Below are 23,100 nucleotides of genomic sequence, written 5' to 3'. Positions count from 1 at the left end.
CATGACCGTACTTGGCTGTATTGCCGACGATTTTACCGGTGCAACCGATCTGGCGGGCCTTTTGGCCCGTTCAGGCGTCCGCGTGTCCCTGCGCATGGGCATCCCCGAAGAAGAGCCCACCGACACGGCCCCTTTCGAAGTCATTGCCCTGAAATGCCGCACCGCGCCCGTGGACGAGGCCGTGGCGCAGTGCCGTTTGGCTCTGGGCTGGCTGAAACGGGCAGGGGCGCAGCGGTTCTTCTGGAAATATTGCTCGACCTTCGACAGTACGGCCGAGGGCAACATTGGCCCCGTTGCCGAGGCGCTGATGGATGACCTTGGCGCATCGCAGACCATGTATTGCCCTGCCTTCCCCGAAAACGGGCGGGCGATTTTCATGGGGAACCTCTTTGTCGGGGAGCTGCCGCTGGCGGAAAGCCCGATGAAGGATCACCCCCTGACCCCCATGCGCGACAGCAACCTGATGCGTCTGCTTGCGCCGCAGGTGACGGGGCAGGTGGGCTTGGCGAACCGTCTGGCTGTGGCCCGCGGGACCGAAGCCCTGCGCGCCCGTTTGGCCGAACTTCAGGACCAAGGTGTGGCCCATGTGGTCATCGACGCTGTGGCGGACGAGGATCTGTACACGATCGCCGAGGCCTGCCGCGACATGCCCCTGATGACCGGCGGCAGCGCAGTGGCGATGCCTTTGCCCGCGCTATACGTCCGCGATGGGGTACTGGCCGCCGATGCCGAACGCGCCGTGCGTCCCGATCTTCCGAACAAGACCATCGTTCTGTCGGGCAGCTGTTCAGCCATGACCCGCGCGCAGGTCTGCGAATACAGCGTGAATGCCCCCAGCTATCGCCTTGATGCCTTTGATCTGGACAAGCGCGGGATCGGCCCTGCGTTGGCATGGCTGGCCAAGCAGAACCTGAGCCAAGCCCCCTTGTTCTACGCTACTGCCGAGCCTGACACCGTCCGCAAGGCGCAAGAGGCCTTTGGCGTCGCCGAAGTGGGCGAGATGATCGAAAACGCGCTGGCTGAACTGGCCCAAGCGGCCTTTAGCGCCGGTGCCCGTCGGTTCGTCGTGGCGGGTGGTGAAACCAGTGGCGCGGTCACACAGGCTCTGGGGGTCACACGTCTGGACATCGGGCAGGAAATCGCGCCCGGCGTGCCGTGGACCTATGCGGAAAGCGACGGGGAAAAGATTGCTTTGACCCTGAAATCCGGCAACTTTGGCAAAGAGGGCTTCTTTGCCGACGCGCTAAAGGTGCTGGAGGATCAATGACCGAAGAAACCAAGCTGCGCGAAGAGATGTGCATGCTGGCGAAATCCCTGTTCGACCGCGGTCTGACAGGGGGCTCGACCGGCAATATCTCGGCCCGCACGCCCGATGGCGGGCTCTTGGTGTCGCCCACTGGGACCAGTTTCGGGCGTCTTGATCCGGCGCGGCTGTCGCGGTTTGACGCAAATGGCACTCTGATCAGTGGCGACAAACCGACCAAGGAGATGCCCCTACATTCGGCCTTCTACGAGACGCGGAACAAGACCGGCGCGGTGGTGCACCTGCACTCCTGCCACTCGGTCGCGTGGTCCCTGATGCCCGAGGTGGACGAGGATAACTTCCTGCCGCCCCTGACGCCCTATGCGATCATGAAACTGGGCAAGGTCAAGCTTCTGCCGTTCTTCATCCCCGGAGATCCAGCGATGGGCGATGCGGTGCGCGGGCTGGCGGGTAAACGCAGCGCGGTCATGCTCGCCAATCACGGCCCTGTTGTGGCCGCCAAGGACGTAGAATCCGCCTGCAACGCCATCGAAGAACTCGAGGACACCGCGCGTCTGGCCATCCTGATGCGCGGCTATGATGCCAAGATGCTGAGCCCCGACATGGTCCAGCAGATCGTCACCAAATATGATGTGGAGTGGGACTGATGAAATTCTCTGCCAACCTCGGGTTCCTCTGGCGGGAACTGGAATTGCCCGACGCCATCCGCGCCGCGAAACAGGCCGGATTTTCGGATGTGGAATGCCACTGGCCCTATGACACCCCCGCCAAAAAGGTGCGCGAGGCGCTCAAGGAAACCGGCATGACCATGCTGGGGCTGAACACCCATCCGGGCGATCTGGATGAGGGCGATTTCGGCCTGTGTGCATTGCCCGACCGTATGGACGAGGGGCGCGCTGCCATCGACCAGGCCGTCGCCTATGCCAACGCCACCGGCACTAAATGCATCCACGTCATGGCTGGCAAGTCCAAGGGGGCAGAGGCCGCCAAAGCCTTTGTACAGAACCTGCGCTATGCCTGCGAACGGGCAGCGCCCTTTGGCATCACCATCCTGATCGAGCCTCTGAACACCTATGACGTGCCGGGGTACTTCCTGACCTCGACCGCCGAGGCGCAGCGGATCATCGACATGGTGGACGAACCCAACATCAAGATCATGTTCGACTGCTATCATATGCAGTTGATGCAGGGCGATCTGAGCAACACCCTGCGCGACCTGCTGCCCAAGATCGGGCACATCCAGATCGCCTCGGTCCCCGACCGAGCGCAACCCGATCATGGCGAGCTGGACTATAGCTATGTTCTGCAACTGATTGCCGATCTTGAATATTCCGCGCCCATCGGGGCTGAATACAAGCCGGGCAAACCCACGGATCAAACCTTGGGCTGGCTGAAAAAGTACCTCTGAGAATTTCCCGAAACTCGGGGCTTTTCAGGTTGGAAATTTTGGTATACCAAATTTCCAAACCCAGTCGGAGCGGGAAGGAGGGGCCCGCTCCGGCACTTTAATCAGCCTATGGGGAGGGACCATGTCAGGCATGATTTTCGCCGACAGTCTGTCGCGTCTGGGAACCGAGTCCGCCTTTGTGGTGCTGGCGCGGGCGCAGGCTCTGGCGCAGCAGGGCAAAGATATCATCAACCTCGGGATCGGGCAGCCGGACTTCAAAACGCCCGAGCATATCTCCGAAGCCGCGATCAAGGCGATCCGCGATGGCCACCACGGCTACACGCCCGCGAACGGTCTGCCGGTGCTGCGCGAGGCTGTTGCCGCCGACCTGAACCGCCGTCACGGGGTTGAAGTGAATCCTGACAACGTGGTCGTCGTGCCGGGTGGCAAGCCGACGATGTTCTTTGCGGTGATGATGTTCGGCCAACCGGGCGCCGAGATCATGTACCCCAATCCGGGCTTTCCGATCTATGAATCCGTAATCAAGTACAGCGGCGCGACGCCCGTGCCGATTGCCTTGGAGGAAAAGAACGGTTTTGCCTTCAGCGCCGAACAGGTTCTGTCCCAGATCACCGAACGCACCCGCCTGATCATCATCAACAGCCCTGCGAACCCCACGGGCGGTGTCACGCCGAAAGAGGAAATCGACAAGCTGGTGGCGGGCCTGATGGATCACCCCCACGTGGCCCTGATGTCGGACGAGATTTACAGCAACATGCTCTATGGCGGGCGGGAACACGTCAGCCTGCTGCAATACCCCGAAATCCGCGACCGCCTGATCATGCTGGATGGCTGGTCCAAGACCTATGCCATGACCGGCTGGCGCCTTGGCTACGCGGTTTGGCCTGATGCGGCGGTGGACCACGTGACGCGCCTCTGCATCAACGACCACTCCTGCGTGAACGCGCCGACCCAGTTCGCGGGGCTCGCCGCTTTGGCCGGACCGCAGGACTGCGTGACCGCCATGGTGGCCCAGTTCGACGCCCGCCGCCAAGTGATCGTGGACGCCCTGAACGACCTGCCCGGTGTACGCTGCGCCGATGCCGCGGGGGCCTTCTATGCCTTCCCGAATATCGAGGGGACCGGCCTGACCTCGAAACAGGCGCAGGATAAATTTCTGGACGAGGCGGGGGTTGCGACCGTTGCCGGGACGTCCTTTGGCGCGTGGGGCGAAGGGTATCTGCGCTTCTCCTACGCGAACTCGACCGAGAATATTCTTGAAGCGATCAGTCGCATCAGGAAATTGCTCTAAACCACGGAAAGGAAATGTGAAATGTCCGATGTAAAACTGCTTGTCTGTGGTGCCTTCAACGAGGAAGAGCGCGCGCGGTTCGACGCAAATTACCCCAACACCTATGCCGCGACCCCCGCTGATATCGCGGCGCTGGATGCGGCTGTGCGCGATGGCATCACCGCTGTGGTGTTCAAGGGTCACGCCCCCTTTGGCGGCGCGGCGATGGACCCGCTGTCGAACCTTGGCCTGATCGCGAACTTCGGCGTGGGCTATGACGCGATTGACGTGGTTGCGGCCAGCGAGCGCGGGATCAAAGTCACCAACACCCCCGATGTTCTGAACGATGACGTGGCGGATCTGGCGGTGGCTCTGATGCTGACCCAGACCCGCAACATGATCGAGGGTGATAACCTGACCCGCTCCGGCCGTTGGGCTGGCGGCGGCAGCCTGCCTTTGAACCGCAAGATGACTGGCGGCACCGTCGGTATCTGCGGCATGGGCCGGATCGGCCGAGAAATCGCCGACCGTCTGGCGGCGTTCAAGATGGACATCCACTACCACTCGCGCAGTGAAAAACAGACCCCCGGCTGGACCTATCACGCCGACGCCAAGAGCCTGGCCGAAGCTGTGGACTGGTTCGTTGTGGCTCTGGTCGGCGGCAAGGAAACCGAAGGCTACGTCAGCCGCGAGGTTATCAACGCACTTGGCCCGAACGGTGTGATCATCAACATCAGCCGCGGCACCACCATCGATGAAGAGGCGATGCTGGACGCGCTGGAAAGCGGCGCGATTGCGGGCGCGGGCCTTGATGTGTTCATCAACGAGCCGCACATTAACGAACGCTTCTACGAGCTGACCAACGTGGTCCTGCAGCCGCACCAAGGCTCCGGCACCCACGAAACCCGCCGCGCTATGGCAGAGGTTCAGCTGTCCAACGTCACCGCGTTCTTTAACGGCGATGCGCTCGTCACGCCGGTGAACTGATGGAGCAGATCGCCAACCCGTTCAAACGCGCGATCATGGCCGGTCAGCAGCAGATCGGCCTCTGGTCCACCATCCGCGACAATGCCGCGACCGAGATGCTGGCCAATGTCGGCTATGACTGGATGCTCTTGGATTGCGAGCACACGCCGAATGACGTGGTTAGCATCCTGAACATGCTGCAGGCGATGTCGGCCTATGGTACCGCACCCATGGTTCGCCCGACCGAGCTGAACGGGGCCGAGATCAAGCGCCTGTTGGACATTGGTGCGCAGAACCTGCTGATCCCCTATGTCCAGACCGCCGAAGAGGCCGCCTATGCGGCCGAGGCTGTGGACTATGCTCCCCGCGGGTTTCGCGGGATGGGCGGCTCGACCCGGGCGAACAGGTTCGGCACCGTGCCGGGCTATTTCACCAACGCGCGGGACGAGATTTGCCTGCTCGTCCAGATCGAAACCCAGAAGGGGCTCGATAACCTTGAGGCGATTGTGAACACGCCCGGCGTGGACGGGGTGTTCATCGGGCCTGCGGACCTGTCGGCCTCGCTCGGTCATGCGGGGAACGCACGGCACGAGGATGTCAAAGCGGCCATCGTGGACGCCATCAAACGCATCCGTGCTTGCGGCAAACCTGCTGGCTTCCTGTCGACCGACCCCGAACTGAATGCGATGGCGGTTCAGGCGGGCAGCGTCTTTACGGCGGTGGATGTGGATATGGTGGCCCTGCAGCGCGTCGCGCGGGAGCAACTGAAAAAGGCGGTCGAGGCGTTCAAGTAACGCCCCCCGCATCCAAAGAAGAAGGCCCGCCGGTTCTGGCGGGCCTTTTTGTTTCAGGCGTTGGGTTTGTCGTCTTCGAGGTAGTAGCGGATGTTCTCCTCGAAACTCTCATCCGCAGTCAGGCCCAGTTTTAGCGCCTTGGACGGCTGGATGTCATACCGCCAGCCTTTGACGATCGCGAGGATGTCGGGCTGCTCCTCCCAACGGATCAGCTTCTCGGGCTCAGGCCCGCAGACATTGCGTAGCGCCTCGACAATCTCTCCGATGGTCCAAGTCCGGCCCGGCATCATCATGCAGCGGTTCTGGCCCAAATCCTCTTCGGGGATTTCAGCGCCCTTGATGAGGTTTTCGATGCATTTGCGCGGGCTCAGGTAGAAGTGCGCGAAGCTGGGATCGACAGGGCACACTGCCTCTTGGCCGTTCAGGGGTTCGCGAATGATCGACGACATAAAGCTGCTGGCCGCGCGGTTCGGTTTGCCCGGACGGACCGAGATGGTTGGTAGGCGGAAGCCGCGCCCGTCCACGATGCCCTTGCGGCTGTAGTCGTTCAGCAGCAGCTCGCCGATGGCCTTTTGCGCGCCATAGCTGGTCTGGGGGTTCAGGAAGCTGTCGTCGATGATGGGGTCCGCGACCTCGCCGCCATAAACGGCGATGGACGAAGTGAAGACCACGACCGGCTTGGTGCCCAGTTCGCGGCAGCGCTCCAGCACGTTCATCGTGCCCATCATGTTGATCTTGTAGCCCAGATCCATGTCTTCTTCGGCTTGGCCCGAGACGATGGCAGCCAGTAGGTAGATCACGTCTGTCTCTTCATCGATCACAGAACCAACGCTAGCCGGATCGGCGATGTCGCAGGTGACGGTTTCGACAGCAAAGGGCGCCTCGATCTGCGCGGGGTCCACCACATCGGCCAGCACGAGGCTGTCGATGCTCTGGCCGCGCAGTTCCCCGCGGGCGGCCAGCGATTTGGCCAGTTTCTGACCGACGAGGCCACCGCCTCCGATAATAAGTACTTTCATCAAAATCTCCTCCCAGAGAAAATTACAGCAGCCCGCGGCCCGCCAGATTGCGCATCAGCGCGGCGGTGCCAAAGGTCCATTCGGGGCATTCGGTGGACAGGCGAACGGTGTTCCGCAACTCTCCCAGATGGGGTTCCGAGATGCTGACCACGTCGCCAACCTTGTGGGTAAAGCCCTGACCGGGGTTGTCGCGGTCCTGAATGGGGGCAAAGAGCGTTCCGAGAAACAGGAAGAACCCGTCGGGATATTGGTGATGCCGCCCGCAGGTTTGCGCCGCCAGATCGGCGGGGTGGCGGCTGATTTTGGTCATCGAGGAATGACCATCCAGAACAAATCCATCCTCGCCTGTGACCTTCAGGGTCAGCTCGGCAGTTTCGACCTGTTCCATCCCGTAACTGTCATCGAACAGACGAACGAACGGGCCAATGGCACAGCTGGCGTTGTTGTCTTTGGCCTTGCCGAGCAAGAGGGCGCTGCGCCCCTCGACGTCGCGCAGGTTCACGTCGTTGCCAAGGGTCGCGCCGACGATCTGCCCGCGGCTGTTCACGGCCAGCACGATCTCGGGCTCGGGGTTGTTCCAGTTGCTGACGGGGTGCAGGCCGACGGATGCACCGAAACCCATGGCACTCATGGGTTGGGCCTTGGAGAACACCTCGGCGTCGGGGCCAATGCCAACCTCCAGATACTGGGACCAGAGGCCCTCGGCGATCAGGACCTTCTTGACCTCCATCGCCTTGTCGCTGCCGGGGATGATGCCGGACAGGCTGTCGCCGATCTTGTCCTTGACCTTGGCGCGGATTTCTTCGGCGCGGTCGGCGTCACCGGCGGCTTGTTCCTCGATCACGCGCTCGACCATGGACTCGGCAAAGGTCACGCCGCAGGCCTTGACCGCTTGCAGATCACAGGGGGCAAGGAAGTGCATGACATCCTCGCCGGTGCCTTCGGTGCTCAGGTGCGCAAGGTCGGTCAGCGACCCAAGGCTTTCGCCCGTGGCTTCGCGCACATAGGCGGCGGGGTCGTCCAGTTCCAAGAGGTCGCGCATGGTCGGCGCGGTTTTGGAGGTGATGTCGATCACCTCGTCCCCGCGCAGGGTGATCAGGCAAGGGCCAACCTCGGGGCGCCAGACGCGGCCCACCAAGGTGGCATTCGGATCGGTATTCTCGAACGGCAGCATGGGGGCTCCTTATTCGGCGGGGGGCAGCATTTTGCCCGGATTGAGGATGTTTTTCGGATCAAACGCGGCCTTGATCGAGCGCATCAGCGCCACGGCGGCCCCGTGTTCGGCGGTCATGTACTTCATCTTGCCAAGGCCGATGCCATGCTCGCCGCTGACCGTGCCGCCAAGACGCAGGGCGGTCTTGGCCAGCGCATCGGTGAACTCTTCAGCGGCTTTCATCTGGTCGGGGTCGGTGGGGTCAATCGCGAGGCCGGAATGGAAATTGCCGTCCCCCACATGCCCCACGATGGTCGAGGTCAGCCCCAGCCGCTTCGCATCATTCTGGGCCTGCACGACCGCTTCGGCCAGTTTGCTGATCGGCACGCACACGTCGGTGGGCATCAGGTGGCCTGTTTTCCCCAATGAGGCCGAGGCATAATGCGACTTGTGACGCATCGCCCAGAGGGCGTTGCGATCCTCGGTCTTGGTGGCGGTTTGATAGGCTTCAACACCGAAATCCTCGGCGATGGCGCCGAACATCTCGGCCTGCTCGGCCACGCCGTTTTCCGATCCGTGGAATTCAAGGAACAGGTGCGGGACTTCGGGCAGACCCGCGTCCGCATAGTTGTTGAACCCGCGCACCATCATCTCGTCCACCAGCTCGATCCGCGCCATGGGGATGCCGGTCTGGATGGTCAGGATCACGCAATTGACTGCATCCTCGATGGTGGGAAAGCGGCAGGTGGCGGCGCTGATCGCCTCGGGGATGCCTTGGAGTTTGACGGTCAGTTCTGTGATGATCCCCAGTGTCCCTTCGGAGCCGACCAGCAAGTGGGTCAGGTCATAGCCGGTGCTGGACTTGCGCGCCTGCGTGCCGGTGCGGACAATGGTGCCGTCGGCCATCACAGCCTCGAGCGCCAGAATATTTTCGCGCATGGTGCCATAGCGGACGGCGGTGGTGCCGCTTGCGCGGGTGGCCGTCATACCGCCGATGCTGGCATTCGCACCGGGGTCCACGGGAAAGAACAGGCCAGTGGCGCGCAGTTCCTCGTTCAGGGCAATACGGGTGATGCCGGGCTGGACGACGCAATTCAGATCCTCGGCATTCACCTGAAGAACCCGGTTCATCCGGTTCATATCAAGGCTGATGCCGCCACGGGTCGCCAGATGCTGCCCTTCGAGAGAACTCGCCGCGCCATAGGCCACCACGGGGCAATCATGGGCGTGGCAGATTTTCAGGATGTCCGAGACCTCTTGCGTGGTCTCGGGATAGGCGACGGCGTCGGGCGGGGTCAGGGGATACCAGGTTTCGTTCTGGCCGTGCAGGTCGCGGTCGGCCTGCGTGGTGACCAGACGGTCCCCCAGCAGGGCCTTCAGTTCGGATAGGGCGGCGTCGATCATTACTTGCCCCAGCGCAGAACAACGGGATCAAGGGGGCGCAGTAGCTCCATCAACATCGCGCGGGTCGCGGGGTGCAGGGGCGCGATGGGGTGGCGGCAGAAATCGGACTTGATCACGCCGCCTTCCATCATCGCGGCCTTGGCCGAGCGGAAGCCGCACTGGCGGTTCTCGTGGTTAATCGCGGGCAGGACGTGGGCATAGCCGTCGATGGCCGCCTGACGGTTCCCTTGCAGGAAGAAGCGCACAATCGGCCCGATCAGATCGGGGATCATCGCGCTGGTCATGGTGCCGGTACAGCCTGCGTCCAAGTCCGCCAGCAGAGTGATCGCTTCTTCGCCGTCAAAGGGACCTTCGATGGCATCGCCGCCTTGCTCGATCAGCACGCGGAGTTTCATCGCGGCCTGTGGGCATTCGATCTTGAACAGCTTCAGCATCTCGATCTCTTGGGCCATCTTGACCAAGAGGGGGACGGGCAGATCGACTCCGGACAGAGGGGCATCTTGCAGCATGATTGGGATGCCGACCTCACCCACCGCGCGGAACTGTTCAAAGGTCTGATCGGCGGTGCCTTTCAGCAGGGCACCGTGGTAGGGGGGCATCATCATCACGATCGACGCGCCTAGGTCTTTGGCAAATTGGGCGCGTTCCACCACGATCGGGGTGGCATAATGGCTGATGGTCACGATCACCGGTACGCGGCCCGCGACGTGTTCCAGACAAAGACGGGTTAGGGTTTCGCGCTCGGCGTCGGAAATCAGGAACTGCTCCGAGAAGTTGGCGAGGATACAGATGCCGTCCACGCCTTGGTCGATCATGCAGTCCAGAACGCGCTTCATGCCCTCCAGATCAAGGGAGCCATCGGGGTTGAAGGGCGTCGGGGCGACGGGCCAGATACCGGTATAGGGTTTGGTCATGGGGATATCCTCAGGCGTCAAAGGCCAGCTGCACCTTGATCGCCTGCGTGCGATCATTGGCGGTCTCGAAGGCAGTCAGGAAGTCATCGAAGGCAAATTCGTGGGTGATCAGCGGCTTCACGTCGATCAGGCCAGCGCCCATCAGTTTGACGGCCACAGCGAATTCCTCGTGAAAGCGGAAGGACCCGCGCAGTTCCAATTCCTTGGCGGTGATCTGCATCATCGGCAGGGACATGTCGCCGGACAGGCCAAGCTGCACGATCACACCGCGGGGGCGCAGGGCAGGGATCGCACCGGCCAAGGCAGGGGCCGCGCCAGAGCATTCGAACAGCACATCCACGGTGCCCTTGCCCACGGCAAAGGGGGCTAGCGCATCGGGGTTGGTCATGGTGTTCTGGGTGACATCCGCGCCAACCTTGGCGGCCATCGCCAGCGAGTTGTCGGAAATGTCGGTGGCTATAATCTCGGCCGCGCCGGCACGGCGGGCAGCAAGGATCGCCAGCAACCCAATGGGGCCGCAGCCCGTGACCAGAACCCGCGCGCCCATCATCTGACCCGCGCGGCGCACCGCATGCAGGGCGACGGACAAGGGCTCGGCCATGGCGGCCTCTCCGGCGGTCAGGTCATTGGCGACGTGGCACTGGCTGGCCATGACGGTGATGTCCTGACGGAATGCGCCCTGAATATGGGGAAAGGGCATGGCCGATCCGTAGAACCGCATGTTCAGGCATTCGTTCGGCAGGCCGCGGTGGCATTCCACACAGCCGCCGCAGGGGCGGGACGGGGACACCGCCACCAGATCACCGACCTTGACGTTGGTCACCTCGGCGCCAACCTCGGCCACGCGGCCTGCAACCTCGTGGCCCAGAACCATCGGTTCCTTCAGGCGCACGGTGCCAAAGCCGCCGTGGTTGAAGTAGTGCAGGTCCGACCCGCAGATCCCGCCGCGCTCCATGCGGATGCGGACATCCGTGGGGCCGACCGGATCGACAGCACAATCGGACAGGCGCAGGTCCTTTGCGCCATGGGCAAAAATCGCTTTCACGGTTGGTCTCCTCCCCGAACCGTAGGCGGTTGCATCGCCGCCAAAATGGTATACCATTTCAAAAAATGCGGGAACGGTGGGTTTGTCAACCACCCATTTCCCGACCGAGGGAGGAATTATGGAACTGTTCAATCTGAGCGGGCGGACGGCCCTGATCACCGGCTCGTCCATGGGGATCGGCTATGCCTTGGCGCATGGTCTGGCGCAGGCGGGGGCGCGGATCGTGCTGAACGCGCGCAACCCCGAACGTCTGGAAGAGGCCGCCAAGGCGCTGCGCGAAACCGGAGCCTCTGTGGACACGCTGGTGTTCGATGCCACCGATGCCAAAGGGGTGGCCGCCGCCGTTGACGCCTATGAGATGGGCCGCGGGATCGACATTCTGGTGAACAACGCGGGGATGCAGCACCGCACGCCGCTAGAAGAGTTTCCCGTCGATGCCTTCGACCGCCTGATGCGGACCAACGTGAATTCCGCGTTCTATGTGGGGCAGGCCGTGGCCCGCCACATGATCAAGCGCGGCACGGGCAAGATCATCAACATCGCGTCGGTCCAGTCGATGCTGGCCCGTCCGGGAATCGCCCCCTATACCGCGTCCAAGGGCGCAGTCACCAACCTGACCAAGGGCATGGCGACCGACTGGGCCAAGCACGGCCTAAACTGCAACGCCATCGCGCCGGGCTATTTCGACACGCCGCTCAACGCCGCCCTTGTTGCTGATCCCGAGTTCAGCGCCTGGCTGGAAAAGCGTACCCCCGCAGGCCGTTGGGGCAAGGTCGAAGAACTGGTCGGCGCCTGTATTTTCCTGTCGTCTGATGCGTCCAGCTTTGTGAACGGTCACACGCTGTTCGTGGACGGAGGCATCACCGCAAGCCTGTAATTCAAACGTCTTTCTGGGGAGGAAGAGACATGAGTGACAAACCGGTAATCGGGTTCATCGGCGTGGGGTTCATGGGTCACGGGATGGCCAAGAACATCGTGCAAAAGGGCTACACGCTCTACATCAAGGGCAACCGCAACCGCCAGCCCGTCGAAAGCCTGAAGGGGATGGGCGCGGTAGAGGTGACCTCGGCCAAAGAGATGGCAGAGAACTGCGATATCATCCACATCTGCCTGTCCAATTCGCCACAGGTCGAGGCGATGTTCCGCGCGGAGGACGGCATTCTGGCGGGCGCACGCCCCGGCCTGATCGTGATCGAAACGTCTACGGCGGACCCGACCTCGACCATGAAACTGGCGCGGGAATTGGCGGAAAAGGGCGGCACGCTGGTGGATGCGCCCTTAGGCCGGACCCCCAAAGAGGCAGAGGCCGGTACGCTGGACGCCATGGTCGGCGCGGATGACGAGACCTTTGCCAAGGTCGAGCCCGTGATCCGCTGTTGGGCGGCCAACATCACGCGCACGGGCCCCACGGGGTCGGGGCACAAGATGAAGCTGCTGATGAACTTTATGGCGATGGGCTATGCCGCCCTTTATGCCGAGGCAACCGTGCTGGGGGCCAAGGTCGGAATCGCGCCCCAGACCGTGAGGCAGGTCATCGGGACCAGCCGTTTGGGCAACGGGTTCTTTGATACCTTCATGAAGTACACCGTGGATCGCGACAAGAATGCCCATCTTTTCACCATCACCAACGCTGCCAAAGATGTGCGCTATGCCAACAACATGGCGTCCGAAGCAGGCGTCGTGGGGATCATGGCTGGCGCGATAAAGCAGTACTATACCCACGCCGAGGCAATCGGTCGTGGCGGCGATTACGTGCCCATGCTGGGGGATATCATCGCTGAACTGAACGGCATGGATATGGCAGAAGAGGTACAGAAAGGCAGAGGATGAACTTCCTGCCCTTGACGTTCCCTTCCGGTTCTGGCGGCATGGTCGTAACGGGCCATCGCCGCAAAGGGGGACCTGACGTGTCGCAAGTAGCATCATCCATCGGGGGGCTTTACGCCTTTGATCTCGGCAACAGCCGGTTCGCCTTTGGTCTGTGCACCCACGAGGACCTGTCGGGCGGCCCCAATGCCATCCGCCAGTTCGTGCGGTTGTTCGACAAAATCACGCCGAAACCCTTGGCCACCATCGACAGCATTCTGGCGCTGCCGGTTCTGAATTCAGTCCTGATGCCGCTGGACGATATGCCCGAGGCACGCCTGATTGCGCGCGTTCCGGTGCCCGCCCATTTTGCAGCCGCACCGCGGTTCCGGATGGGGGGCGGCGGTTTGGGACCGTACTGGCTGGTTGAGGGAATCGGGATCGAGGCGGAATTCGTCGAAGGCCCCGTGACCGAAGCCGAGGTGGCCGCGACCCCTGATATCGTCGATTACGGGATTGCCGAGATCCGGCAGCTCTATGAATTCCGGCTGACGCCCCAGCGACTGTTCGAGCTGAACGCAAGGCTTGATGCGCTGGACCAGATGATGGACGCACTTTGATCGAACGGGGGCAGGGGTAAACCTGCCCCCGTATGCTTTAGTCGAAATAGGCGATTTTGCCTTCGGCTTCCATGGCGTCCAGATCGAACAGCTTGGCCAGACCGCCTTTGACCTTGGCTTCCAGATCGGCTTCGGCGGCTTTGACGCCCTGAAGCGCGGTGATGGTCGCGTCGATCTTGTCAAAGGGCACCACGACCACGCCATTGCGATCCGCCACGATGATGTCGCCGCTGCCCACGCGCTGACCGCCCACCGCGGCCGCATCGCCCACGGTGCCCGGCCCCTTGGAGTAGGGCGAGTTCGGGTTCAGGCCGGTGCACCATGCGGGCAGGCCGACCTCTTCGATGCCTTCGATGTCGCGCATGGGGGCGTCGGTGACGAAACCGGCGGCGCCTGCGTTCTTCATCATCCCCAGCAGCAGATCACCGCTGGCCGAGGTGCCTTGGTACCCGTGCAGGGCGGCCACCACGATGTCACCGGCCTGAATGAACTCGAGCGCGGCGATGGTGGCCAGAATTTCCGCAGGCCCGTTGTCGGCGACCAAAGCGGTGCCCACGATCGGGCCGCTGGTCAGGGCAGCCCCGACGGGCGCGATGCGGGTGTCCAGCGACCCCGCGCCGTTCATCGCATCACAGACAAAGCCCGTGGGCACGCCGCGAAAGGCGTCGATCTGTGCGGCCGTGGGGCGGGGAAAGCTGCGGCGGATACGCAGGATGGGCGGTTCTTCGATCATGTCAAAAGGCCTTTCTGTCAGAAGACGAAGCGCAGGACATAGAAGGTCGCCATGCCTGCAATGATGGAAAAGATGACGTTGACCCGCAACCCTACCAGCAGGGCGGCAAGGGCAGCGGTCAGGCGGATGGGGTCGATCTGGCCGTCCGTCGCCGGGGGCCAGACCACCAGAGGCGTAAAGATCGCCGGAAAAACCGCGACCCCTACATAGCGCAGGTGCAACAGGGCCCAGTCGGGCATCTGTCGCCCGCCGAATATCCCCAAAAAGGAGAAGCGGATCAGGAATGTCCCGATCCCCAGCGCGATGGTCAGAACCCAGAAATCCAGATCGGAAATCATGCTGCCCCCTTGGCCGCGCGGCGGCGCAGGTAAAGCTCGGTCTGGGCTCCGCTGATCATGGCAAGGATTGCGGCCACCATGATCCCCAGGTTCCACGGCACCCAGTGGAACACCAGAATGCTGACCCCCGACACCAGCGCCGCCACATAGTGCGGCACCGACCGCAAGAGCGGCCCTGTCAGGGCGATGAAACAGATGGGCAGCGCGAAATCGAGGGACAGTTCGGCGGGGATCGCTTTGCCCACATAGGCCCCCACAAAGGTAAAGGCGTACCAGAACGGGCAGATCAGCATCATGCATCCGAAATAGTAGGCGACCTTGGCGGCGGGGGACATGTCGGGGCGCTCTTCGTAGGTTTTTACGCACACCGCAAAGGCCTGATCCACCATGAGATAGGCCATCAGCGCCCGCACCCCCAGCCGTGCGTGGCCCACATGGGGCACCAGTGCGGCCGAATACATCGCCATCCGCAGGTTCACGGCCAGCGCGGTTAGCAGGGCGATGAACACCGGCGCGTTGTCCTGAAGCAGCGCCAGCGCCGTGAACTGCGCGGCCCCGGCAATCACCAGAACCGTCATGGTCATAGTCTGGAACAAGTCCAGCCCCGCATCACGCGCCACAACCCCGAAAAGGGTCGAGTAGGGGATGACGATCAGGGTAAAGGGCGCGCAGTCCAGATAGCCGCGCCAGAAAGCCTTTCGCGCGGTCAGGTCGGTCATTTCAGCGACCGCGCCCGCCAGACCAGACGGACATAGGCCAGACCGGATGCAGTGGACTGGCAGCCTGCCTTTTGGCGCTGGACCAGATCGGCGGTGCTCTGGGTCAGGCGGGACAGTTCCTCCATCCGGTCGCATTGGACCAAGGCCGACAGCACGTCATACTTGGTCTCGATCGCGGCGACGGCGCCGATATTCTCGTCGGTTTTGGCCTGAACCTCGGCCAGTTTGGTGGCAATCGCATTGCCCCAGACGCCCTGCGCTTCGGTAAAGCACAGGGTGGCCACGGTGTGCATATCCTCGGCGATGGTGCCGCAGTCGGTGTGGGCCTGATCCACGCAGAGGTTCGGGTTGGTCCCGTCCTCGGCGGCCTTGGCGATGCAGGCATCCACGGCTTCGATAGAAATTTCCGCGCCAGCAGGCAGGGCCCATAGCGCCAGACACAGGGCTGCGATCGCGCCAATGTCACGTTTCATTAGTGTCCTCCCCAGACGGCTCTCCCCAGCCGTCGAATCTGGTATACCAAAATCATCTTGCGTCTGGTATACCATTTGAGTTTTGTAGAAGGACCGGCAGCGAGCAACAAGATTCGCCACGCCACCGATTTTTTCTGGGAGGAAACCATGTCCAACACCCGCGCGAACAAGCGGTTCCGCTCGCAAGAGTGGTTCGACAATCCCAACAATCCGGGAATGACCGCGCTGTATCTAGAGCGCTATCTGAACCAGGAATACACCCGCGAGGAATTGCAGGGCGAAAAGCCGATCATCGGCATCGCGAACACCGGTTCGGACATCGCGCCCTGCAACAAGATCCACGTGTTCCTGATGGACCGGATCAAGGCGGGCATTCGCGCAGCGGGCGGCGTTCCCATGGAATTCCCCGTGCACCCCATTCAGGAAACCGGCAAGCGCCCCACGGCGGCCTTGGACCGCAACCTGTCCTATCTGGGGCTGGTCGAGGTTCTGCATGGCTACCCGCTGGATGGCGTCGTGATCACCACGGGTTGCGATAAAACCACCCCTGCGATGCTGATGGGCGCGGCCACGGCCGATCTGCCCGCGATTGCCCTGAACGGCGGCCCCATGCTGGACGGCTGGTGGAAGGGCAAGCGCGCAGGCTCTGGCACCATCGTCTGGGAAAGCCGCCGTCTGCTCTCCGAAGGCGAGATCGACTACGAAGAATTCATCAGCCGTGTGTGTTCGTCCGCGCCCTCTCTGGGGCACTGCAACACAATGGGCACCGCGTCGACCATGAACGCGATGGCCGAGGCTTTGGGCATGTCTCTGACCGGCAACTCGGCGATCCCTGCGCCCTTCCGCGAGCGGATGGAGATGGCCTATCAGACCGGCAAGCGGATCGTGGAAATGGTCTACGAGGATCTGAAACCCTCTGACATCCTGACCCGTGAAGCCTTTGAAAACGCGATCAAAGTGAACGCTGCGATTGGCGGATCCACCAACGCTCCGCCGCACCTGCAGGCCATCGCGCGCCATGCAGGCGTCGAGCTGGACGTCAAGGATTGGGAGACCGTTGGTTTCGAAATCCCGCTGATGGTGAACATGCAACCTGCGGGCAAGTACCTTGGCGAAAGTTTCTTCCGTGCGGGCGGTGTTCCTGCGGTCATGGCCGAACTGCAAAAGGCCGGTCACATCCACGAAGGCTGCATGACCGCCACCGGCAAGACCATGGGCGAGAACCTGACCGGCTTTGGCACCGAAGACGACGACGTGATCACCACCTACGATGCACCCCTGCGCAAGAACGCGGGCTTCAAGGTGCTGTCGGGGAACCTCTTTGACAGCGCGCTAATGAAGACCTCGGTGATTTCGCCGGACTTCCAGAAACGCTTCCTGTCCCGTCCGGGCGAAGAGGGCGTGCACGAGGCCCGTGCCATCGTTTTCGAAGGTCCCGAGGATTATCACGACCGGATCAACGACCCGTCTCTGAATATCGACGAAAAGTGTATCCTGTTCATTCGCGGCGTGGGCTGCGTGGGCTATCCCGGCAGTGCCGAGGTGGTGAACATGCAGCCGCCGGATGCTCTGCTGAAGCAAGGGATCAACCACCTGCCGACCGTGGGTGATGGCCGTCAGTCCGGCACCTCGGAAAGCCCGTCGATCCTGAACGCCTCGCCCGAGTCGGTTGTCGGTGGCGGTCTGGCCTATTTGCGGACGGGCGACATGGTGCGTCTGGACCTCAATGCCTCGACCATGAACGCCTTGGTTCCGGACGAAGAATGGGCCCAGCGCAAAGCCGACTGGACCCCGCCCGAGATCAAGCACCAGACCCCTTGGCAGGAAATCTACCGCACCCATGTCGGGCAACTCGACAAGGGCGGCTGTCTGGAATTGGCGACCGCGTATCACAAGGTCTGCCAAGACCTGCCGCGCGACAATCACTGACCCAAAGGGAGGGGAGGCCCAATGGCAAAGACAATCATCATCACCGGTGCGGCGCGCGGGATCGGCAAGGCTTGCGCGCAGCATATGCTGGATAACGGGTGGAAGGTCGGCATCGTCGGCCGCACCGCCGAAACTGTCGCCGAGATGGCCGATAGCCACGAGAACGCGCTGGCGCTGCCCTGCGACGTGACCAACGAGGCCGAAGTCGACGCGGCCTTTGACAAGGCGATGGCCGAATGGGGCCGCATCGACGCTCTGTTCAACAACGCCGGTGTGGCGCTGCTGGGGAACACGATTGATCAGGTGGACGTGTCCGCATGGCGCAACCTGATCGATATCAACGTGACGGGCAGCTTCATCTGTGCCCGCGCGGCCTTTGCCCGGATGAAGGCGCAGGACCCCATGGGCGGGCGCATCATCAACAACGGCTCGATCAGTGCCCATGTACCGCGCTGGGGCTCTGCACCCTATACCGCGTCCAAGCACGCGATCACCGGCCTGACGCGCAGCATCTCGCTGGACGGTCGGCCCTTTAACATCGCGTGTGGGCAGATCGACATCGGGAACGCCCTGACCGACATGGCCGCCGCGATGACCAAGGGCGTGCCCCAAGCAGACGGGTCCATTGCGGTCGAGCCTGTGATGGACGTGGCGCACGTGGCCAGCTCTTTGCTGTACATGGCGAACCTGCCGCTCGAGGCGAACGTGCAGTTCATGACCGTCATGGCGACAAATATGCCGTTTATCGGGCGCGGTTAACCCGATCTTAACCAAATTGGTTGCTTCCTGTTGGGTGTAAACCCGGACTTACCGCCGGCCCTTATGGGTCGGCGGTCTTTTTATGTCCGGTCGGTTGTGCGGCGGTTAATGGAGCGTTCTCGCTGCCAGATATAGAGACCCGAGGCGATGATGATCGCGCCCCCAACCAGCGTCCAGATCGTGGGCCAAGTGTCGAACACCAGAACGCCGGCCAGCGAGGCCAGAAACACCTGAATATAGACCACGGGGGCCAAGAGGGACGCATCGGCCCAGCGGTGGGCCAGCGTGGCGATGGCGTGGCCGCTGAACCCGAACGCTCCGATCAGGCAAAAGACGATCCACGATTGGGTGGTGTCGGGCCAGACCCATTCCTGCAAGGAAAACGGCAGTAAACACAGGACCGCGGTCCCGCTGCCCCAGATCTGTTGGGTGGAGTTCGCCTCGACCCCCGCCAGAAGCCGCGTCATGATGAAATACAGCGACGCACACATCAGCCCCGCGAGGCTGAAGAAGATCGACGGGTGGAACTCGGTCCCCCACGGCTGCACGACCACCAGCACCCCGCTAAAGCCGAAACAAATCGCGATCAGGCGGCGCAGGCCGACCTTTTCGCCCAAGATCGGGATGGCCAGAATGCTGGTCACGATTGGACCGGCAAAGAAGATGGTCGTGGTGATGGTGATGGGCAGATGCCGCAGCGCCATGAAATTCATGACGGTAGAGCCCAGCAGAAATCCCGACCTAAGCGCCTGTTTTAAAGGCGCATTCGAGACCATTGCGGATCGCCCTTCGGTCGGCAGATAGACGGCCAAAGCCAGCAGGAAATGCCCCAGATAGCGGGTGAAGACGACCTGCAAGGTCGGCAGGCCAAACAGCAAAAGCCACTTGGCCGAGGTGTCGATGCAGGTAAACAGCGTAACGGCCAGACACATGAGCATCAGCCCTGCGCCTGTCCGTTCCTCTCTGGGGCTGGAGGTGCCCACGGGCGTGCTCCTTAGCCGACCGCCCAACCGCCGTCGATGACGTGGGCCTGTCCAGTGGTAAAGGCGCTCTCGTCCGAGCCCAGATAGACCGCCAGATGGGCGATCTCGTCTGCGGTACCGATGCGGCCCATGGGTTGACGCGCCTCAAAGGCTTTGCGGGCCTCGTCGTAGTTGCCCATGGCGCGCAGGCGGTCGTGCAGGGACGGGCTGTCCACAGTTCCGGGGCAGATGCAGTTGACGCGGATGCCTTGTTTTACGAAATCCAGCGCGACCGATTTGGTCAGGCCAATCACGGCGGCCTTGGATGCGCCATAGATGCAGCGGTTCGGCGCCGCCACGATCGAGCTGGCGACCGACGCGATGTTCACGATGGACCCGCCGCCACGTTCGATCATGCCGGGCAGGGCGGCCTGCATCGAATGGAACTGGGACCGCACGTTCAGGGTAAAGGCAAAGTCAAACTCTTCGTCCTTGGCCTCGAGGATGGTGCCCCCGTGGACGTAGCCCGCGCAGTTCACCAGGATGTCCGGCGCGGCGTCCTGAATGGCCTGCGTCATGGCGGCTTTGTCAGTCACGTCCAGCGTCATGGTTTGCGCCACATCCAGCCCCTCCAGCAGGTCGGCCTTCAGGTCGGTCGCGATGACGTGCGCCCCCTCGCGGGCATAGTGTTCGGCAATTGCGCGCCCGATCCCCTGACCGGCTGCGGTGACAAAGGCGCGTTTTCCCTTTAGCCTCATCTTCAATAACTCCAATAGGTTAGCAGGGTTAGACCCCGCGGAAATCATGGGGAACCTCGCCGCGCCGCACGGGGCGGCCATCGCGCCCCGACAGGACTGCGGCAAGGGTCAGCTCTAGCGCGGCGTGGCCATCGGCCAGCGTGCACAGAATGTCGTCCTCTGCGCCGCCGACCACGTTCGCGAAGCGTTCGATCTGGGCTTGCAGCGGGTCAATCGGGGCGGCGGGCTGGATGAAGTGGCGGCGCATCGGTTTGGACCACTCGATCTCTCCGTCGTCGCCGCGCGACCATTGGGTCAGCGACGGGAAAGCCAGCGCGCCCATTGTGCCGATGATGCGCAGGTAATCCTCGCCCGAGCGGGCGATGGCGGGGTTTTCGCCGGTCGCGGCCTCGAACGCCCAAGGGGAGGCGCCCGCGTCCGACATCAGCACCGACCCCAGCGCGCCATTGGCAAAGCGCAGGGAAAGGGCGGCGGTATCCTCGATCACCATGCCGCGGCGGGCGTTCGAGGTTAACGCAGAGACCTCGGTCATGTCCCCTACCAGAAAGCGCAGCAGGTCAAGTTCGTGGCTGACGTTCGTCATTAGCACCCCCGCGCCGGGTAGGGTGCGCCATTCGGTGTCGTAATAGGTGTCGTGTTTGCGCAGCGACCACAGGGCCTGCACGCCGACCAGATCCCCAAGCTGCCCGATTATCTGTCGGGCGGCAATGCTAAAGGGGTGACAGCGCCGATGATGACCGCAAAACAAGGGCTTATCCCGCGCCTCGGCGATCAGAGACAACCCCTCGCCAACGGTGGCGGTCAGGGGCTTTTCAATGATCCCCGCCCAACCCTGATCCAGAATTTGCAGCGCGCTGGTGTGGTGCAGCTGCGTGGGCGTTGCGGAAATCGCGGCGCGGGTTTCGTCGGGGGCGTCCTCGATGCTGGCAACAGCGTTAACGCCCATCTGGATCAGTTCGGCGCGGCGGGGGGCGTGGGGCTCTACCACGCAGATCAGTTTGGTTAATTCGGACTTGGTGGCGACTTCGGCATGACGCATGCCGATCGAGCCTCCACCAATGACGCAAACCGGTAAACGAGCCATTACATTACCGCGCCAACCTGCCATGGGACGAACTCGTAGTCGCCAAGGCCCATGAGTTCCGATTTCGTCTTTTCGCCCGAGGCCATGCGCAGCCACATTTCATAGATCTCGCGGCCGACTTCCTCGACGGTTTTGCCGTCGGAGATGATTGTTCCAGCGTTGACGTCCATGTCCTCGTGGAGGCGGTTGTACATCTCGGTGTTGGTGGCGACCTTCATCGACGGGCTGGGTTTAGCGCCGAACGCCGATCCGCGGCCTGTGGTGAAACACACCAGATTACAACCACTTGCGATTTGGCCGGTGACGGACGCAGGGTCATAACCGGGGCTGTCCATAAAGGTGAAACCCTTGGCGGTGACGGGCTCTGCGTACTTGTAGACGCCGGTCAGGGGGGTGGTGCCGCCCTTGGCTGCGGCGCCCAAAGACTTTTCGAGGATGGTGGTTAACCCGCCTTTTTTGTTGCCAGGGCTCGGGTTGTTGTCCATCGAGCCGCCGTTGCGGGCGGTGTAATCTTCCCACCAGTGGATCAGGTCGATCAGTTTGTCGCCGACCTTGCGGTCCACACAGCGGGCGGTCAGCAGGTGCTCGGCGCCGTAAATCTCGGGGGTTTCGGCCAGAACGCCGGTGCCGCCCTGAGCCACCAGAAGGTCACAGGCGTAACCGACGGCGGGGTTGGCGGTGATGCCCGACCATGCGTCCGAGCCGCCACATTGCAGGGCGACCATCAGTTCCGAGGCGGGGCACTCGGTACGCTGCGCTTCGTTTACGACGGGCAGCATGGCAGTGATCTTTTCGATGCCAAGCTCAACCGTTTTGCGCAGGCCGCCGACGTCCTGAATGTTCATGGTCGCGAAGAGGGGGCCGGGGGTCAGGCCGTAGGCCTCGATCAGCCAGTCGATCTGCATCATCTCGCAGCCGAGACCCGCCATCAGCACGCCGCCCACGTTCGGATTTCTTGCGTATCCCCAGAGGGTTCGCTGGAGCAGTTCGAACCCCGTGCCGTCGCCGCCCATGGCGCAGCCGGTGCCGTGCACAAAGGCGACAACGCCGTCGATATTGGGGTAATCCGCCAGCCGCTCGGGGGTGAAATGCTGCGCGATCATGCGGGCCGCCGTGGCCGAGCAGTTCACCGAGGTCAGCACCGCAATATAGTTGCGGGTGCCAACGCGGCCCGTGGCGCGGCGGTAGCCCATGAAGGTGTCTTGGGTGGTCGCCTCGGGGGCGGGGCGCAGGTTGGTCGAGAACTCGTATTCCATATCCACGTTGCGGAATTCGAGGTTATGAACGTGCACATGTTCGCCCGCTTTGATGTCGCAGGCGGCATAGCCGATCAGCTGCGCATACTTCAGTACGGGGGCGCCTTTGGCGATGTCGGTGGTCGCCATTTTGTGGCCGCGGGGAATGATCTGGGTCGCGCCTTCTTCGCCGATCTCTAGGGGCGATTTGGCGGTCACAACGTTGTCTGCATCAGATAGGCGGACGGTTTTCATGGTTAATTCCTTGATCCTCGGAGCGCCAAATCGGCGCGAAAATCTGGGTCTGGCGAACGTATGGGGCACGTATGGCTGGCGTACTGACGCGGGGCCGGTGGTGCCTTGGGGGCCCGTGGCAGCCAATCGGCCGGGACGGGCGGGAATTCAGGTGTGGCTTGTTAACCAACGTAGGGACCGGGGCGGCAGCAT

Annotated in this window: 24 protein-coding genes; 11 read left to right on the top strand and 13 right to left on the bottom strand. The window is 62.5% G+C overall.

Features of this window, described 5'->3' with window-relative positions; translation table 11 throughout:
- Position 1: 1 nt before the first annotated feature.
- The 6 genes from otnK (at position 2) to HJ536_RS07645 (ending at position 5,702) form a co-directional block, all read left to right on the top strand.
- Positions 2–1,267, top strand: coding sequence for a 3-oxo-tetronate kinase (gene otnK / locus HJ536_RS07670; protein WP_177157253.1), 1,266 nt, complete (start codon positions 2–4; stop codon positions 1,265–1,267).
- Positions 1,264–1,911, top strand: coding sequence for a 3-oxo-tetronate 4-phosphate decarboxylase (otnC, locus tag HJ536_RS07665; RefSeq protein WP_177157252.1), 648 nt, complete (start codon positions 1,264–1,266; stop codon positions 1,909–1,911). Before otnK ends, otnC begins: the two co-directional genes overlap by 4 nt.
- Positions 1,911–2,672 carry a hydroxypyruvate isomerase family protein gene (locus tag HJ536_RS07660; protein WP_177157251.1) on the top strand — a complete coding sequence of 254 codons (762 nt, stop codon included), beginning with the start codon at positions 1,911–1,913 and terminating at the stop codon, positions 2,670–2,672. The genes otnC and HJ536_RS07660 overlap by 1 nt, the downstream gene beginning before the upstream one ends.
- 121 nt (positions 2,673–2,793) lie before the next feature.
- Positions 2,794–3,963: a pyridoxal phosphate-dependent aminotransferase gene (locus HJ536_RS07655; RefSeq protein ID WP_228028662.1), complete on the top strand. Its 1,170-nt coding sequence runs from the start codon at positions 2,794–2,796 to the stop codon at positions 3,961–3,963.
- Between the two features lie 21 nt (positions 3,964–3,984).
- Positions 3,985–4,929: a 2-hydroxyacid dehydrogenase gene (locus HJ536_RS07650; RefSeq protein WP_177157250.1), complete on the top strand. Its 945-nt coding sequence runs from the start codon at positions 3,985–3,987 to the stop codon at positions 4,927–4,929.
- Entirely contained in the window at positions 4,929–5,702 is a 774-nt protein-coding gene (locus HJ536_RS07645) for an HpcH/HpaI aldolase family protein (protein ID WP_177157249.1), read from the top strand. Before HJ536_RS07650 ends, HJ536_RS07645 begins: the two co-directional genes overlap by 1 nt.
- Positions 5,703–5,755: 53 nt before the next feature.
- Here HJ536_RS07645 and denD read toward each other — a convergent pair whose 3' ends face one another.
- The 5 genes from denD to HJ536_RS07620 are packed head-to-tail and all read right to left on the bottom strand — an operon-like array spanning position 5,756 to position 11,237.
- Positions 5,756–6,721, bottom strand: a complete 966-nt coding sequence (denD, locus tag HJ536_RS07640) for a D-erythronate dehydrogenase (protein WP_177157248.1) — start codon at positions 6,719–6,721, stop codon at positions 5,756–5,758.
- A 22-nt stretch (positions 6,722–6,743) separates the two neighbouring features.
- The gene (locus HJ536_RS07635) at positions 6,744–7,895 is read right to left on the bottom strand and encodes a fumarylacetoacetate hydrolase family protein (RefSeq protein WP_177157247.1); all 1,152 of its coding nucleotides are present in this window, start codon (positions 7,893–7,895) and stop codon (positions 6,744–6,746) included.
- 9 nt (positions 7,896–7,904) lie between these two features.
- Positions 7,905–9,278, bottom strand: a complete 1,374-nt coding sequence (locus HJ536_RS07630; RefSeq protein ID WP_177157246.1) for an FAD-binding oxidoreductase — start codon at positions 9,276–9,278, stop codon at positions 7,905–7,907.
- On the bottom strand, positions 9,278–10,192 hold the full coding sequence (locus tag HJ536_RS07625; protein WP_177157245.1) for a dihydrodipicolinate synthase family protein: 915 nt from the start codon (positions 10,190–10,192) through the stop codon (positions 9,278–9,280). Before HJ536_RS07625 ends, HJ536_RS07630 begins: the two co-directional genes overlap by 1 nt.
- Positions 10,193–10,202: 10 nt before the next feature.
- Positions 10,203–11,237: an alcohol dehydrogenase catalytic domain-containing protein gene (locus HJ536_RS07620; protein ID WP_177157244.1), complete on the bottom strand. Its 1,035-nt coding sequence runs from the start codon at positions 11,235–11,237 to the stop codon at positions 10,203–10,205.
- A 118-nt stretch (positions 11,238–11,355) separates the two neighbouring features.
- On the opposite strand from HJ536_RS07620, the gene HJ536_RS07615 reads away from it, so the two are divergent.
- The 3 genes from HJ536_RS07615 to HJ536_RS07605 all read left to right on the top strand — a co-directional run bounded on the left by HJ536_RS07615 (position 11,356) and on the right by HJ536_RS07605 (position 13,663).
- Positions 11,356–12,114: an SDR family oxidoreductase gene (locus HJ536_RS07615; protein WP_177157243.1), complete on the top strand. Its 759-nt coding sequence runs from the start codon at positions 11,356–11,358 to the stop codon at positions 12,112–12,114.
- Positions 12,114–13,067 (top strand): NAD(P)-dependent oxidoreductase, encoded by a 954-nt coding sequence (locus tag HJ536_RS07610; RefSeq protein WP_338082420.1) that lies wholly within the window; start codon positions 12,114–12,116, stop codon positions 13,065–13,067. Before HJ536_RS07615 ends, HJ536_RS07610 begins: the two co-directional genes overlap by 1 nt.
- A gap of 77 nt (positions 13,068–13,144) precedes the next feature.
- Positions 13,145–13,663 (top strand): hypothetical protein, encoded by a 519-nt coding sequence (locus tag HJ536_RS07605; RefSeq protein WP_177157241.1) that lies wholly within the window; start codon positions 13,145–13,147, stop codon positions 13,661–13,663.
- Positions 13,664–13,700: 37 nt separating this feature from the next.
- Here the strand turns inward: HJ536_RS07605 and HJ536_RS07600 are convergent, their stop codons facing one another.
- The 4 genes from HJ536_RS07600 to HJ536_RS07585 are packed head-to-tail and all read right to left on the bottom strand — an operon-like array spanning position 13,701 to position 15,926.
- A complete protein-coding gene (locus tag HJ536_RS07600) occupies positions 13,701–14,396 on the bottom strand; it encodes an RraA family protein (protein ID WP_177157240.1) in 696 nt (231 codons plus the stop codon).
- A 17-nt stretch (positions 14,397–14,413) separates the two neighbouring features.
- A complete protein-coding gene (locus HJ536_RS07595) occupies positions 14,414–14,734 on the bottom strand; it encodes an AzlD domain-containing protein (RefSeq protein WP_177157239.1) in 321 nt (106 codons plus the stop codon).
- Entirely contained in the window at positions 14,731–15,453 is a 723-nt protein-coding gene (locus HJ536_RS07590) for an AzlC family ABC transporter permease (protein WP_177157238.1), read from the bottom strand. The genes HJ536_RS07595 and HJ536_RS07590 overlap by 4 nt, the downstream gene beginning before the upstream one ends.
- Positions 15,450–15,926: a hypothetical protein gene (locus tag HJ536_RS07585; RefSeq protein ID WP_177157237.1), complete on the bottom strand. Its 477-nt coding sequence runs from the start codon at positions 15,924–15,926 to the stop codon at positions 15,450–15,452. Before HJ536_RS07585 ends, HJ536_RS07590 begins: the two co-directional genes overlap by 4 nt.
- Before the next feature lie 147 nt (positions 15,927–16,073).
- Here HJ536_RS07585 and HJ536_RS07580 point away from each other — a divergent pair, with 147 nt between their 5' ends.
- A complete protein-coding gene (locus HJ536_RS07580; protein ID WP_177157236.1) occupies positions 16,074–17,855 on the top strand; it encodes an IlvD/Edd family dehydratase in 1,782 nt (593 codons plus the stop codon).
- A 21-nt stretch (positions 17,856–17,876) separates the two neighbouring features.
- Entirely contained in the window at positions 17,877–18,614 is a 738-nt protein-coding gene (locus HJ536_RS07575) for an SDR family oxidoreductase (RefSeq protein ID WP_176855275.1), read from the top strand.
- An 80-nt stretch (positions 18,615–18,694) separates the two neighbouring features.
- Here the strand turns inward: HJ536_RS07575 and HJ536_RS07570 are convergent, their stop codons facing one another.
- The 4 genes from HJ536_RS07570 to HJ536_RS07555 are packed head-to-tail and all read right to left on the bottom strand — an operon-like array spanning position 18,695 to position 22,908.
- Entirely contained in the window at positions 18,695–19,597 is a 903-nt protein-coding gene (locus HJ536_RS07570; protein ID WP_338082415.1) for a DMT family transporter, read from the bottom strand.
- A gap of 11 nt (positions 19,598–19,608) precedes the next feature.
- Complete coding sequence (locus HJ536_RS07565; protein WP_177157235.1) at positions 19,609–20,334, bottom strand: SDR family oxidoreductase; 726 nt, start codon at positions 20,332–20,334, stop codon at positions 19,609–19,611.
- A gap of 28 nt (positions 20,335–20,362) precedes the next feature.
- Positions 20,363–21,418 (bottom strand): Gfo/Idh/MocA family protein, encoded by a 1,056-nt coding sequence (locus tag HJ536_RS07560; RefSeq protein WP_177157234.1) that lies wholly within the window; start codon positions 21,416–21,418, stop codon positions 20,363–20,365.
- Positions 21,418–22,908: a UxaA family hydrolase gene (locus HJ536_RS07555; protein WP_176855272.1), complete on the bottom strand. Its 1,491-nt coding sequence runs from the start codon at positions 22,906–22,908 to the stop codon at positions 21,418–21,420. Before HJ536_RS07555 ends, HJ536_RS07560 begins: the two co-directional genes overlap by 1 nt.
- Between the last annotated feature and the right edge of the window lie 192 nt (positions 22,909–23,100).

Source organism: Donghicola mangrovi (genome assembly GCF_013377535.1).
Lineage (GTDB): Bacteria > Pseudomonadota > Alphaproteobacteria > Rhodobacterales > Rhodobacteraceae > Donghicola > Donghicola mangrovi.
The sequence above is the reverse complement of the archived record's forward strand: the minus strand, read 5'-3'. Positions and strand labels throughout refer to the sequence as shown.